The sequence below is a fragment of the Bradyrhizobium sp. USDA 4510 genome (genome assembly GCF_054059095.1).
Genome location: NZ_JBSSBT010000001.1, coordinates 3,214,411 through 3,228,148 on the forward strand (window position 1 = coordinate 3,214,411; position 13,738 = coordinate 3,228,148).

General features: G+C 63.6%; 14 protein-coding genes and 2 pseudogenes. 10 read left to right on the plus strand and 6 right to left on the minus strand.

Translation table 11 applies throughout. The annotated features are described in order from the left end of the window. Positions 1–4 precede the first annotated feature (4 nt). Both ACVMDN_RS14425 and ACVMDN_RS14430 read right to left on the minus strand, forming a co-directional pair. Complete coding sequence (locus ACVMDN_RS14425) at positions 5–550, minus strand: disulfide bond formation protein B (RefSeq protein ID WP_456835125.1); 546 nt, start codon at positions 548–550, stop codon at positions 5–7. Between the two features lie 8 nt (positions 551–558). Beyond that, the gene (locus tag ACVMDN_RS14430; RefSeq protein WP_168855627.1) at positions 559–717 is read right to left on the minus strand and encodes a DUF5993 family protein; all 159 of its coding nucleotides are present in this window, start codon (positions 715–717) and stop codon (positions 559–561) included. Between the two features lie 140 nt (positions 718–857). Here ACVMDN_RS14430 and ACVMDN_RS14435 point away from each other — a divergent pair, with 140 nt between their 5' ends. Both ACVMDN_RS14435 and ACVMDN_RS14440 read left to right on the plus strand, forming a co-directional pair. Further along, positions 858–2,186, plus strand: coding sequence for a dicarboxylate/amino acid:cation symporter (locus tag ACVMDN_RS14435; protein ID WP_076831866.1), 1,329 nt, complete (start codon positions 858–860; stop codon positions 2,184–2,186). Between the two features lie 412 nt (positions 2,187–2,598). Next, positions 2,599–3,267, plus strand: a complete 669-nt coding sequence (locus tag ACVMDN_RS14440; RefSeq protein WP_456835873.1) for a glutathione S-transferase family protein — start codon at positions 2,599–2,601, stop codon at positions 3,265–3,267. Positions 3,268–3,423: 156 nt separating this feature from the next. Here the strand turns inward: ACVMDN_RS14440 and ACVMDN_RS14445 are convergent. After that, a pseudogene (locus ACVMDN_RS14445) lies at positions 3,424–4,168 on the minus strand (LysR substrate-binding domain-containing protein); the annotation flags it as partial. 156 nt (positions 4,169–4,324) lie between these two features. On the opposite strand from ACVMDN_RS14445, the pseudogene ACVMDN_RS14450 reads away from it, so the two are divergent. After that, a pseudogene (locus ACVMDN_RS14450) lies at positions 4,325–5,089 on the plus strand (SDR family NAD(P)-dependent oxidoreductase). A gap of 36 nt (positions 5,090–5,125) precedes the next feature. On the opposite strand, the gene ACVMDN_RS14455 reads toward ACVMDN_RS14450, so the two are convergent. Then, the gene (locus tag ACVMDN_RS14455) at positions 5,126–6,679 is read right to left on the minus strand and encodes a winged helix-turn-helix domain-containing protein (RefSeq protein WP_456835124.1); all 1,554 of its coding nucleotides are present in this window, start codon (positions 6,677–6,679) and stop codon (positions 5,126–5,128) included. Between the two features lie 164 nt (positions 6,680–6,843). Here ACVMDN_RS14455 and ACVMDN_RS14460 point away from each other — a divergent pair, with 164 nt between their 5' ends. From ACVMDN_RS14460 to ACVMDN_RS14470, 3 genes are all read left to right on the plus strand, one after another. After that, positions 6,844–7,884 (plus strand): alpha/beta fold hydrolase, encoded by a 1,041-nt coding sequence (locus ACVMDN_RS14460; protein ID WP_141342297.1) that lies wholly within the window; start codon positions 6,844–6,846, stop codon positions 7,882–7,884. 20 nt (positions 7,885–7,904) lie between these two features. Beyond that, on the plus strand, positions 7,905–8,414 hold the full coding sequence (locus ACVMDN_RS14465) for a cytochrome P460 family protein (RefSeq protein WP_141342298.1): 510 nt from the start codon (positions 7,905–7,907) through the stop codon (positions 8,412–8,414). Between the two features lie 98 nt (positions 8,415–8,512). After that, positions 8,513–8,881 (plus strand): ArsC family reductase, encoded by a 369-nt coding sequence (locus ACVMDN_RS14470; RefSeq protein WP_141342299.1) that lies wholly within the window; start codon positions 8,513–8,515, stop codon positions 8,879–8,881. Between the two features lie 45 nt (positions 8,882–8,926). Here ACVMDN_RS14470 and ACVMDN_RS14475 read toward each other — a convergent pair whose 3' ends face one another. After that, positions 8,927–9,517, minus strand: a complete 591-nt coding sequence (locus tag ACVMDN_RS14475) for a hypothetical protein (protein ID WP_246786709.1) — start codon at positions 9,515–9,517, stop codon at positions 8,927–8,929. 30 nt (positions 9,518–9,547) lie between these two features. Next, on the minus strand, positions 9,548–9,709 hold the full coding sequence (locus ACVMDN_RS14480) for a hypothetical protein (RefSeq protein WP_159109470.1): 162 nt from the start codon (positions 9,707–9,709) through the stop codon (positions 9,548–9,550). Positions 9,710–10,048: 339 nt separating this feature from the next. On the opposite strand from ACVMDN_RS14480, the gene ACVMDN_RS14485 reads away from it, so the two are divergent. From ACVMDN_RS14485 to ACVMDN_RS14500, 4 genes are all read left to right on the plus strand, one after another. After that, complete coding sequence (locus ACVMDN_RS14485; RefSeq protein ID WP_016839877.1) at positions 10,049–10,804, plus strand: ABC transporter ATP-binding protein; 756 nt, start codon at positions 10,049–10,051, stop codon at positions 10,802–10,804. After that, on the plus strand, positions 10,797–11,540 hold the full coding sequence (locus tag ACVMDN_RS14490) for an ABC transporter ATP-binding protein (RefSeq protein ID WP_038383662.1): 744 nt from the start codon (positions 10,797–10,799) through the stop codon (positions 11,538–11,540). Before ACVMDN_RS14485 ends, ACVMDN_RS14490 begins: the two co-directional genes overlap by 8 nt. A gap of 40 nt (positions 11,541–11,580) precedes the next feature. Then, a complete protein-coding gene (locus ACVMDN_RS14495) occupies positions 11,581–12,810 on the plus strand; it encodes an ABC transporter substrate-binding protein (protein WP_141342302.1) in 1,230 nt (409 codons plus the stop codon). A gap of 64 nt (positions 12,811–12,874) precedes the next feature. Next, on the plus strand, positions 12,875–13,738 hold the full coding sequence (locus ACVMDN_RS14500) for a branched-chain amino acid ABC transporter permease (RefSeq protein WP_016839880.1): 864 nt from the start codon (positions 12,875–12,877) through the stop codon (positions 13,736–13,738).

Genomic DNA, 13,738 nt, shown 5'->3' on the forward strand with positions numbered 1-13,738 from the left:
CAACCTACTTCAGCACCTCATAGACGATGGGATTGTCGGCACAGGCGGCAAAGCCGCACTCGAGCAGGGTGGAGAACACATTCAGTGCCGTCAGCCCGACCACCAGCCACACCGCACCTTGCGCGAACCTGCCGGGCGAGCTGCCCGGCGCCGCGCGGTGCTCGAACTGGCGGTCGAACAGCAGTATCGCCGCGAGCAGCACGATCGCGACGACAAATCCGATCAGCGCCAACGTATAATAACGATAGCCGAGCAGCGCCGAACCGTAACCGGCGTCGCCGGGGAGGATGTGCAGCAGCACCTGCCGGGCCGAGACCGTGGCGCCAAGGACGGCCGTCAGCAGCGACAACGCATAATGACTCGGCCGTGGCCCGAAGCGGATATTGAGGATCGGCCCGATCGCCAGCAGGGCGAACAGGATGCGCTGCAACAGACAGAGCGGGCAGGGCAGCTCGTGGAGCAGCAGCTGCGCGGCAAAGGCGGCGGCCAGTACCAGCGCCAGCCCATAGAGCGCGACGGCATTGAGGGTGACGGCCTGCGTGTCGTTCATGGCCGGCCTCAGAACGACAAAGTGAGACGGTCGGTGGCGTGGTGCAGCAAGGTCGCGACGCAGGCGATCAGGATCACCGCGAACAGACCGATCGCGACGGGACGCGGGCCACGCCAGGCCACCAGCAGGGCGATGGTGATGGCGAGAAACAATGCCGTGAATTCCATTCCCAGCCTCCCGATGCGAGCCGGCCGCAGTCTATGACAGATTCGTGTGCGCTCGCGACGGTGCGAATGGGCATTGTCGCTTGCGCGCGGCTCCGCCAAGATGGCATCACCAGTTGAGTTCATCCCAGCCGGGGCACCTCATGACCACAGCCGCCATCAAGCCCGTTGCCCATCCCCGTCATCAGCCCTGGTACAAGATCCTCTACGTCCAGGTGCTGATCGCGATCGTGGCAGGTGTCCTGATCGGATATTTCTATCCGAATCTCGGCAAGGAATTGAAGCCGCTGGGCGACGGCTTCATCGCGCTGATCAAGATGATGATCGCGCCGGTCATCTTCTGCACCGTGGTGCACGGCATCTCCTCGATGGGCGACCTCAAGCGCGTCGGCCGGGTCGGGTTGAAGACCTTGATCTATTTCGAGGCGGTGTCGACGGTGGCGCTTGCGGTCGGTCTTCTGGTCGGCGAGCTGCTACAGCCCGGCCACGGCTTCAACATCGATCCTTCCACGATCGATCCGAAATCGGTCTCCAATTACGTCACGCAGGCCAAAGAGCAGGGCATCGTTGCCCATCTGATGGCGATCATTCCGGACAGCTATCTCGGCGCGGTCGCGCGCGGCGACCTGTTGCAGGTGCTGCTGATCTCGATCCTCTCGGGCTTCGCCATCGCTCTCATGGGCAAGGTCGGCGAGCCGATTGCGTCAGCGATCGACACGGCCGCCAAGATGTTCTTCGGCATCATCCGGATCATCGTCCGCGTCGCGCCGCTCGGCGCATTCGGCGCGATGGCCTTCACGGTCGGCGCCTACGGCCTCGGCTCGCTGCTGAATCTGGCAGCGCTGATCGCGACCTTCTACCTCACGAGCATCCTGTTCGTGCTGATCGTGCTGGGCGCCATCGCGCGGCTCGCCGGCTTCTCGATCATCCGCTTCATCGCCTATATCAAGGACGAGCTCCTGATCGTGCTCGGCACGTCGTCGTCGGAGACGGTGCTGCCGCAGATGATCCAGAAGATGGAGCATCTCGGCGCCTCGCGCTCGGTGGTCGGCCTCGTGGTGCCGACCGGCTACAGCTTCAATCTCGACGGCACCAACATCTACATGACGCTGGCGACGCTGTTCCTGGCGCAGGCCACCAACACGCATCTGACGATCTGGCAGGAGCTCGGCATTTTGGGCATCGCCATGATCACCTCGAAGGGCGCGTCCGGCGTCACCGGCGCCGGCTTCATCACGCTCGCCGCAACGCTGTCGATCGTGCCCGATATTCCGATCCAGTCGATCGCGATCCTGGTCGGCATCGACAAGTTCATGAGCGAGTGCCGCGCGCTCACCAACCTGATCGGCAACGGCGTCGCCTGCGTCGTGATCAGCCTGTCGGAAGGCGAGCTCGACAAGCAGGCGCTGCACGAGACGATGGCGCATCCGCTCGAGCTCGGCGAGGCGCTGGAGCCGGGCGGCTCAGGCTAGAGCAATATGAAGTTAAGGGGCCCGTCGGATAGGGCGCTGCCAAAATATCGAAAACAACCCCATGCAAAGCAGCCGGCGGCGGCCGGTGTTCGAGCAGGCATGTTCGAGCAGGCAGTTCGAGCAGGCAACTTGACATGTCGGGCAACTCAGGGATACTCTTCTAATATTCCGAAATTGCGCAGGTGTCCGCTCGTCCCAAGGCTGTCGCATATGGCATCTGCGGGCCTCTGCAACTGACTGCGTCGCAGGCGGGAGAGGGGAACGCGTCTCGTTCGCGGCCGCAGCCCAGGTCGTGAACCCATGAAGTGGGAAGGGCCCGCACTGTAGGATGACGACTATGCGCCAAGCCTTGCGTGCATGATGCTCCATCGATAGTCCGTGGCGGGACTGGCTCACCTCAGCGAGTTCGTCCATCCAGCCCAATCCAGGAACGCTTAACTATGCTCACCGTTATGGCGAAGGTCGTGGCTTCCGTGTTGTCTGGCTGCTCGAGGAACTAGGGTTGGCTTATCGGCTGCGCCCGGTCGATCTGTTCGCAGTCGAGAATGATCGCGATTTCCTCGCCATCAACCCTGCCGGCTTCATTCCGGTACTGCAGGACGGCGAGACGATCATGGTCGAATCGATCGCGATTCTCGAGTACCTGCTCGCCCGGCACGGCTCAGGTTCGCTTGCCGTCGCTCCGGACGATCCCGCCTTCGCGTCCTATCTGCAATTTCTCCATCTGGGCGAGGCCGGGCTCGCCGGGCCGATGAACGCCGTCATTGTCGGTCGCCAACTGGCGCCCGAAGCCGAGCGAGATGCCCGGGTTACCTGCTGGGCATTCGAGACCTTCGAGAGCCGGCTGGGGTTGGTTATCCGCCGCCTCGCGGATTGCCCCTATCTCGCCGGCGACCGATTCACCGCTGCCGATATCTCGGTGAGCTACGCCCTTCTGCTCGGCATGCGAACCGGCAACTACGTCCCCGGTCCTACCGAGCGGGACTATCTCGCCCGCACGACGGCACGCCCTGCCTACACGCGAGCGATGGAAAGCTGCCAGGCCACCAAGGCTTGGGCGGCGAGATCACCGGGATTGTAGTGCTCGCTTCAAGCCGGCTGTGGCTCCACGCTTACAAGTCCACTGCCCGGGCTGTGTACTCATTAGCGGCTGGCGCTGATGTGCGCTCAACCCCCACAGCGGCGAAAAAGCGGTCATCTCCCGAGATCGCCGAACGGCCGCAAGCGGGAGTGCCGCCTACTTCCCTCGATAACCGAAGAGCTTCAACCAGCAGCGAGAATGCCGGTGAAGGTTGACGACGGCTAGGGTAGTACAGGTGGTATCCGGAAAATGGAGGACACCAATCCGACAGTACCCGAACGAGCCGTCCGTCGGAGACGTAGGGCTGCACGTTACGCTCCATCAGGTATGCGAGGCCAAAGCCGTTCAACGCCGCTTGCAGGAGCGGGCCTGCGCCGTTGAAGACGAGCTGGCCGTCGACCCGCACGTTGAGCGCGCGCCCGTCCTTCTCGAATTCCCAAGCGTAGAGCCCGCCATGGGTCGGCAGGCGCAGGTTCAGGCAGTTGTGGCTGGTCAGATCCTGGGGCGTGCGCGGCCTCTTTCGGTTGGCAAAATATGACGGAGCGCCCACGACCGCGGACCGCAAATCCGGTCCGACGCGAACGGCAATCATGTCTTTGGCGACCAGCTCGCCAGGTCGGATACCGGCGTCGTATCGCTGCGCAACGATGTTCGCCAGGCCGTAGTCGACAATGACTTCGACACTGATGTCCGGGTAATTCGGCAGGATCTTCGCCAGGGCGGGCAGCAGGATCGCTTCGGCGGCGTGTTCGGTCGCAGTGATCCGGATGTTGCCGGCCGGTTTCTCCCGCAACTCGCCAAGGGCCGACAGCTCGGCGTCCATTTCCTCAAATTTCGGCCCGACGCTTCGGAGCAGGCGCTCTCCCGCCGGAGTCGGCGCAACGCTTCGCGTGGTGCGGTTGTACGCCGCGGCCTCTCGGCTCAACAATCGGCGTCTCTGGAATACTGGATCACCCGCATGCGCGTGTGATGACACTGAGCAAGCTGAGTAAGCCAATTCCGTCACTCTGAGCAGCGCCGCCTATTCGACGAGATCCAGCATTTTGAAAGGTCAGCAATGGTAGAGAGCTTCGAAGGAAAGGTTGCGCTTGTTACCGGCGCCGCTGGTGGCATTGGTCTGGCGACAGCCAGGGCATTTGGTGTTGCAGGCGCGTCCGTGGTCGTTGCAGACAGCAACACAGCGTTGCTCGAAACTGCCGCTGCTGAACTGTGATCCGCGGGTCATGACGTCCTTGCCGTCGGCTGCGATGTAACGGATCGGGGCCAGGTGAACGCAATGATCGAGCAGGCGATCGAGACTTACGGGAAGCTCGATGCAGCTTTCAACAATGCGGGCATCAACTGCGATGCTGCGCCATTGGTTGAAACGGAAGATGCCGAGTTTGACAACATCATCGATGTCAATCTGCGCGGTGTGTGGAACTGCATGAAGGCGGAGCTTCGCCACATGACCGCACAAGGAAGCGGCGCAATCGTCAACTGCTCGTCGATCGGCGGGATGAGGGGCTCCAAAGGGCGCGCCGCCTATTCCGCCAGCAAATTCGGGGTGATAGGTCTCACCCGCGCCTCCGCACTCGATTATGCCGGGAAGGGCATCGGTATCAACGCAGTATGCCCGGGCATTATCGGCAATACTCCGATGGCGAAGCGGGTAACAAGGAACAACGATCCAGAGATCGTCAAGGCGTTCGTAGCAGCCGAACCGATCGGACGCCTTGGTGAACCTGAAGAAATCGCTGCCGCTGTTCTATGGTTATGCGGTTCGGCGGCAAGCTTTGTGGTCGGCCATACCTTGGTGGTCGATGGAGGTATCTTGGCCTGACCAGCGGGTGAATGACGTCGCGCCGCCGGAGCAGCATCAGTCCGGGACGCCGGCCGCCTTCAGCGTCTCGCGATAGGTCGCGGACATCGCTTCCACCGGAAAGGGAATCCGCGACAGGAAGCCGGAGATCGTGAACTCCGGGTCGACCTTGAGCAGCTCGCGCGCGATCTGGGCCGCGCGTGCGGTGTCGCCGGTCCTGACCAGCGCCACGATCAGGACGCGCAGCGCCACCGCGAAGCGGCGGTTCTGCGCCAGCGCCTTGTCGGCCCACATCACTGCTTCGGCAAAATTTCGGTCGAGCACTGCGCAGATCGCCAGCGCCGCGGCGGCGAACCAGCCGCGCGGGTCGCGCGGGTTCAGCCGTTGCGCGCGCTCGATCATGGCGCGGCCGGCTTTCTGATTACCGCGCATCGCCTCGATCCAGCCGCCGAGCACGAGCGCCATCGCCGAGTTCGGATTGATCGCAAGCGACCGCTCGAACAGGTCGCGCGCAGGCTCAATCTCGTCGGCCATGTTCCAGATCGCGAACGCCGCCATCCACAACACCTGCGGGTCACCGGGCGCCAGCTCGACCGCGCGCCAGGCCTGCGCGACCGCGCGTTCGCGGTAGGCATCGTTCAGCTTCAGCCAGCCCTGGACATGGCGCATCGCATGACAATAGGCGGAGGCCGCCAGTGCGGGCGCGTAGGCGGGGTCGAGCGCCAGCGCTTGGTCGAGGCAATCGAGCGCCGCTTCCATGCTCTCGGGCGTGAACTCGTAACGCAGGCTGTAGGCGCGCAGCAGCAGCTCGTAGGCGTCGAGCCTGTCGGGCGGCGCTGCCCGCAGCCGTTCGGCTTCCGCGACGAGCAGGGTCGGCTCGATCGCGCCGACCACGTTCTCGGTGATGCGGTCCTGCAGGTCGAACACGTCGGCGGCCGCGCCGTCGAAGCGGTCGGCCCACAGATGCGCGCCAGAGCTGGCGTCGATCAACTGCCCGGTGATCCGCAACCGATCGCCGCCGCGGCGGACGCTGCCTTCGAGCACATAGCCGACGCCGAGATCGCGGCCGACCTGGCGGATGTCGACCGCCTTGCCTTTGTAGGTGAAGGCGGAGTTGCGCGCGATCACCGTGAGGCGGCTGCAACGCGCCAGCGCGGTGGTGATGTCCTCGGCGATGCCGTCGGCGAAATAATCCTGCTCGGGATCGCCGCTCATATTGGTGAAGGGCAGCACCGCGATCGACGGACCCTCGCTCGGCCGCGGCGGGCTGGCATTGTCTGCAACAGGGCGATCGTGCGCGGTGACCTCGCGGACATCGCCGACAAAGCGGAGACCCTTGCGGGGCAGGGTGCGGATCAGCCGCTGCTCCTCGCCATTGTCGCCGATCGCCGTCCGCGCGGCGTTGATCCGGCTGCTCAGCGTCGCTTCCGAGACGATCCGGCCGTGCCAGACGGCGGCCAGCACCTCGTCGCGGCTGACCACCCGATCGCGGGCGCGGATCAGGAACTCGATGAGGTCGAAGACCTGCGGCTCGACGGCCACCAGAGCATCGCCGCGGCGCAGCTCACGGCGCTCGGAATCGAGGGTCAAGTCGTTGAAATGGTAAGTCAAATCGAAGAGTCCGGCGGCCGGCGGCTGAGTTCGTGGCGGAACCTAGCACAGGCTGGGTGGAGCCAAAATCACGACGCTCTGAAGGACAAATCCACGTCCTCTGAAAGCGGACGGGGGCGGTCTCTGCAATATTCAATCCCGACACCAGACTTAAGGAGATCGCCATGTCGCAGTCCATCAATCAGCAGCGCCGCCGCTTCCTTGGCATCGCCGGCGGGATCCTTGCCGCTTCCCGGTTCGGGTTTGTCGGTTCCGCTCAGGCTCAGTCCAAGCCGGCGCTGCCTGCGATCAAGGCCGGCGCCCACACCACGATCGGTCCGGTCAAACAGATCAATGCCGGCGTGCTTAATACCGGCTATGTCGAGATGGGTCCTGCGTCCGGTCCCGCAGTGATCCTGCTGCACGGCTGGCCCTACGACATCCACAGCTATGCCGACGTCGCGCCGGCGCTGGCCGAGGCCGGCTACCGCGTGATCGTGCCGCATCTGCGCGGCTATGGCACCACGCGCTTCCTCTCCAGCGACACCATGCGCAGCGGCCAGCCGGTCGCGGTCTCAGCCGACATCATCGCGCTGATGGACGCGTTGAAGATCGAGAAGGCCGTGCTCGGCGGCTATGATTGGGGCGCGCGCACCGCCAACATCATGGCGGTGCTCTGGCCCGAGCGCTGTAAAGCCATGGTCTCGGTGAGCGGCTATCTGATCGGCAGCCAGGCGGCCGGCAAGATGCCGCTGCCGCCGAAGGCCGAGCTGCAATGGTGGTACCAGTTCTATTTCGCGACCGAGCGCGGCCGCGAGGGCTATGCCAAGAACCGGCACGATTTCAACAAGCTGATCTGGCAGCTGGCGTCGCCGCAGTGGAAGTTCGACGACGCCACCTACGACCGCAGCGCGGCGGCCTTCGAGAATCCTGATCACGTCGATATCGTGATCCACAATTACCGCTGGCGGCTTGGTCTCGCCGAGGGCGAGGCGAAGTACGACGCGTTCGAGAAGACGCTCGCCCAGGCGCCCGTCATCGCGATCCCGACCATTACGATGGAAGGCGATGCCAACGGCGCGCCGCATCCGGAGCCCGCGGCCTATGCCAAGAAATTCTCCGGCCACTATGAGCATCGGCTTCTGACCGGCGGCATCGGCCACAATCTGCCGCAGGAGGCGCCGCAGGCCTTCGTCCAGGCCATCATCGACGTCAGCAAGGTCTGAGACGGAGCGGATCGGGGATCATGAGACAAATTGTGAAATGGGCAGCTGCCGCGACCGCAGCAGCCTGCATCAGCGCGTCATTGCCGTTCGCCGTCGGGCATGCCGATGATGCTGCACCGGCATCGCCGATCTTCGGCGTGAAAATCCCTGACGGCTATCGCGACTGGAAGCTGATCGCGGTCGGCGAGGAGACCGGGCTCGATGAGCTTCGCAGCGTGCTCGGCAACGCCACCGCCGTGAAGGCCTATCAGGACGGCGCCGCGCGTTTCCCCGACGGCACCGTGCTGGTCAAGCTGGCCTGGAAGCGCAAGCCCGTTGATGGCCTCAACGGCGCCTTCATCGCGGGGCCGGCGACCACGGTGCAGGTCATGGTCAAGGACGCGGCCAAATATGCATCGACCGGAGGCTGGGGGTTCGGCCGCTTCGTCGACGGCAAGCCGGTCGATGCCGCTCAGCACGAGACCTGTTTCGCCTGCCACGAGGCCCATGCCAGCGATCACGATTTCGTCTTCACGCACTATGCGCATTGAATGCCAGCAATATCGGTGTGGAGACCTGATGGCTCCGATCTGGCGCCGGGATTGCCGCGAGGCTAATTTCCCGCCGCAATCGCATGCGGGGAACGGCATTGACCATCACCATCTACGGCATCAAGAACTGCGACACCATGAAGAAGGCGCGGGCCTGGCTCGACGATCACGACGTCGCCTACGACTTCCACGACTACAAGACCGCCGGGATCGCCAAGGATAAGCTCAAGCAGTGGAGCGACGAGGTCGGCTGGGAGACACTGCTCAATCGCGCCGGCACCACCTTCAAGAAGCTGCCCGATGCCGACAAGGAAGGCCTGAACGAGCGCAAGGCGCTGGCGCTGATGGCCGAGCAGCCCTCGATGATCAAGCGCCCGGTGCTCGATCTCGGGGGCAAGCGCGTGGTCGGCTTCAAGCCGGACATCTACGCCAAGGAAGTGCCGGCGAAGGCGCGCAAGAAGGGCTAAGGCGCTTCCAGCGATGCCGCGACCGCTTCGCGAGAAGTGACGAGTCTAGATCAGCTCGACTGAATCCTGACTTGCCGGACGATCCGCGGGCACGGACCTGCGGTCGATCACCGCCCTGATGGTGACGACCGGGACCGACTTCGCCTTCACGCCCATCAGATTGTGCAGCCGAAAGCCGCCTTCGATGCTGATCGCCTTGTAGGAGCCGATGATGTGCTCGACGGTGTCGCCGCGTCCGAACGGCAGCAGCAGCCGCTCATAGGACACGTCCTTGCCGTCGGCGTCCGTGACCTCCGCAACCGTATAGGTTGGACGCTTGAGCGCGAGGCAAGCACGATATGACAGGATCACTCCTGCGTAGCGCTCGGGTCCGATCGCATCGTCAAGAAAGCGGTTGGTGCGCAGCGGCGGCTCGATGTGCTCGTTGCCATAGGCCGTCGTCAGCCTCGCGCCTTCCTGCGTAATCAGGAAACGTGCCGCCTCGCCACTGCCGACCACGTCAAAGCTCATCATGTCGGCGCGCTCGTCGGCGGTGCCCTCGGTATGGAAGTCGCACAACAGAGGAAGCGCGTCCGGCAGGCGCAGCCCGCGCAGCCAGGCGTTCAGCAGCACCCGCTGCGTGATCGATTTGACCATCGATGGATCGGCGCTTCGGAATTGCATCGGCTAGCCGAATTCAGGCACATCCCCGGACGGGATGCGGCCAGGGACAAGTTCATCGATCTGCGGGATGGTTTGGCTGCGGGCATAAAGTCGCAGCCACGTGCCGAGGAAATCACGTTGCGGGATCGATTTGACGACCGAAGAATTGGCGCGCTTGAAATGCAAGGCTCTAGCCGTTCATCATGCAATGGCCGGAGCTTCGGCGAGAGGCGCAAATATTCTATGAAAGTGGGAGTCCGGAGCAAAACACCGTTAACGACCGCTTTCCCGAGGCGCAAAGCGCACGGAAATGCCATTCGACTAAGGATCAACCGGAACCGGTCACGCTGATGCCGCACTGCACAGCTTTCCACCTTGCGTAACTGCCGCAGATGACGGCATATTCCGGCCCGGAGGCGACGGGCCCCGGACGGTTTCCAAGACGGATCGGACGCCTGTCGGACACGAAAAAAGCTGGCCACGCGGGCGAGGGGCTTCGCAGCGATGGCGTATGGGGGAATCTATTTGGCCGATGAGTTCATCCTCGAAACCAGCGGATTGACCAAGGAATTCGCGGGTTTCTTCGCCGTTCGCGACGTCGCGTTGAAAGTGCGTCGGGGCAGTATCCATGCGTTGATCGGGCCGAACGGCGCCGGCAAGACGACCTGTTTCAATCTGCTGACCAAATTCCTGAAGCCGTCGGCAGGCCAGATTCGCTACAAGGGCCACGACATCACCGCGATGCCGCCGGCCGACGTGGCGCGCCTCGGGCTGGTCCGTTCGTTTCAGATTTCGGCGGTATTTCCGCATCTGACCGCGCTCGAGAACGTTCGCGTGGCGCTGCAGCGGCAGCACGGTTCGTCGTTCGATTTCTGGCGCTCGAAAAGCGTGCTCGACCGCTTCAATCCGCGCGCCCACGAGCTCCTGAACGACGTCGGCTTGAGCGAATTCGCCAATACGCCGGCGGTCGAGATGCCGTACGGCCGCAAGCGCGCACTTGAAATTGCAACGACGCTCGCGCTCGACCCCGAGATGATGCTGCTCGACGAGCCGATGGCCGGCATGGGCCACGAGGACATCGACAAGATCGCGGCGCTGATCAAGCGGATCTCCGCGAAATACACCATCCTGATGGTCGAACATAACCTCTCGGTGGTGGCCAACCTCTCCGACATCATCACCGTGCTGACGCGCGGGCAGGTGCTGGCGGAGGGCAACTACGCCGACCTCTCCAAGGACGAGCGCGTGAAGGAAGCCTATCTGGGAGCGGGTCATGGCTGAGGCAAAACTGGCGGAGAAGCCCGTCGCTGCGGCCGGCGCCGACGTGCTGACGGTCAAGGATCTGCAGGCCTGGTACGGCGAATCCCACATCCTTCACGGCATCAATTTCAACGTGAAGGCCGGCGAGGTGGTGACGCTGCTCGGCCGCAACGGCGCCGGCAAGACCACCACGTTGAAGTCGGTGATGGGCGTCATCAACAAGCGCTCCGGCTCGATCCGCTTCGACAATCAGGAAATCATCCGCGCTACCTCGGACAGGATCGCGCGGCTCGGCATCGCATTCTGTCCCGAGGAGCGCGGCATTTTCGCCAGCCTCGACGTGCGCGAGAACCTGCTGCTGCCGCCGGTGGTGCGGCCGGGCGGCCTGCCGCTCGACCAGATCTTCACGCTGTTTCCCAACCTGAAGGAGCGCCTCACCAGCCAGGGCACCAAGCTCTCGGGCGGCGAGCAGCAGATGCTGGCGATTGCGCGCATCCTGCGCACCGGCGCGCGCTTCCTGATGCTGGACGAGCCGACCGAAGGGTTGGCGCCGGTCATCATCCAGCAGATCGGGCACACCATTGCGCGCCTGAAGTCGCAGGGATTCACGATCCTGTTGGTCGAGCAGAATTTCCGTTTCGCCTCGACCGTTGCGGACCGCTATTACATTGTCGAGCACGGCAAGGTGATCGACGGCTTCGCGAATTCGGAGCTGTCGGCCAACATGGACAAGCTCCATACCTATCTCGGCGTCTGATATCGCCAGAACCAGAAAATTTAGGACGAGGGAATACGACATGAAGAACAAGATTTCGGCGCTCTTGCTCGGCACCGCGATGGTGCTGTCCGCCGCAAGCGTCGCCTCCGCCCAGGAAAAGCTCGACAAGACGGTCAAGATCGGCGCGCTGTCGGACCAGTCCGGCCTCTACGCGGATCTCGCCGGCCCCGGCTCGACGCTGGCGGCGCAGATGGCGATCGAGGACTCCGGCCTCAAGGCCAAGGGCTGGACCATCGACCTGATCTCCGGCGATCACCAGAACAAGCCCGATATCGGCACCACCATCGCCCGCCAGTGGTTCGACGTCGACAAGGTCGACACCATCGTCGACGTGCCGAATTCCGGCGTCGCGCTCGCGGTCAACAACGTCGTGAAGGAAAAGAACGGCGTCTACATCAATTCGGGCGCCGCCACCTCGGATCTCACCAACGCGCAGTGCTCGCCGAATACCGTGCACTGGACCTACGACACCTACATGCTCGCCCACGCCACCGGCCAGGCGCTGGTGAAGGCGGGCGGGGACACCTGGTTCTTCCTCACCGCGGATTACGCGTTCGGCGCCGCGCTCGAGCGCGACACCACATCCGTCGTCACCGCCAATGGCGGCAAGGTGGTCGGCGGCGTCAAGCATCCGCTCAACACCGCTGACTTCTCCTCCTTCCTGCTGCAGGCGCAGGCCTCCAAGGCCAAGATCATCGGTCTCGCCAATGCCGGCGGCGACACCACCAACTCGATCAAGCAGGCGGCCGAGTTCGGCATCGTCAAGGGCGGCCAGAAGCTCGCGGCGCTGCTGCTGTTCCTCACCGACGTCAAGGCGATCGGGCTCGAGACTGCGCAGGGCCTCAACTTCACCGAGACGTTCTACTGGGACCTCAACGACAAGACCCGCGCCTTCTCCAAGCGCTTCTCGGAGCGGATGAAGAACAGCGCGCCGCCGACCATGGTGCAGGCCGGCGTCTATGCGGGCCTCATGCATTACTTCAAGGCGCTGGAAGCGCTCGGCGGCAATCCGCATGACGGCGCCAAGGTGGTCGCGAAGATGAAGACGATCCCGACCGACGATCCGCTGTTCGGCAAGGGCGAGGTCGAGCCCAACGGCCGCGTCACCCACGACGCCTACCTGTTCGAAGTGAAGAAGCCTTCGGAGTCCAAGGGACCGTGGGACTTCTACAAGCTGGTCGGCACCGTGCCGGGCAACCAGGCCTTCACGCCGCTCGACAAGAGCGCCTGCGCGCTTCTGAAGAAGTGACGATCATGCCCGCCGGCCATGCGCGTGGCCGGCGGGCTTCATCTATCTAGCGAAAGCTCATTCGATGCAGGCTCTCTACGCACAGCTTCTGGTGGGACTGATCAACGGCTCGTTCTACGCGCTGCTCAGTCTGGGGCTCGCCGTCATCTTCGGCATGCTCAACATCATCAATTTCGCGCATGGCGCGCTCTACATGATGGGCGCCTTCGTGGCGTATTTCCTGCTCAACCTGGGCGGCATCAATTACTGGTGGGCGCTGATCATCGCACCCGTCGTGGTCGGCATCTTCGGCATGATCCTCGAGCGGACCATGCTGCAATGGCTGACCGGCCTCGATCATCTCTACGGATTGCTGCTGACCTTCGGCATCGCGCTGATCGTGCAGGGCGTGTTCCAGAACTATTTCGGCTCCTCGGGCCTGCCTTACTCGATCCCCGATCAGCTCAAGGGCGGCGTCAATCTCGGCTTCATGTTCCTGCCGATCTATCGTGGCTGGGTCGTCATCTTCTCGCTCGTGGTGTGCCTTGCGACCTGGTTCCTGATCGAGAAGACACAGCTCGGCGCCTACCTGCGCGCCGCAACCGAGAACCCGACGCTGGTGCGCGCGTTCGGCATCAACGTGCCGCGCATGATCACGCTGACCTACGGGCTCGGCGTTGGTCTTGCCGCGCTCGCCGGCGTGCTGTCGGCGCCGATCAACCAGGTCCGTCCGCTGATGGGCGCCGATCTCATCATTGTGGTGTTCGCGGTGGTCGTGATCGGCGGCATGGGCTCGATCATGGGCTCGATCATCACCGGCTTCGCGCTCGGCGTGATCGAGGGACTGACCAAGTATTTTTATCCCGAGGCCTCCAACACCGTGGTGTTTGTCCTGATGGTGGTGGTGTTGCTGGTGAAGCCAACGGGACTGACGGGACGGGCGGCTTGA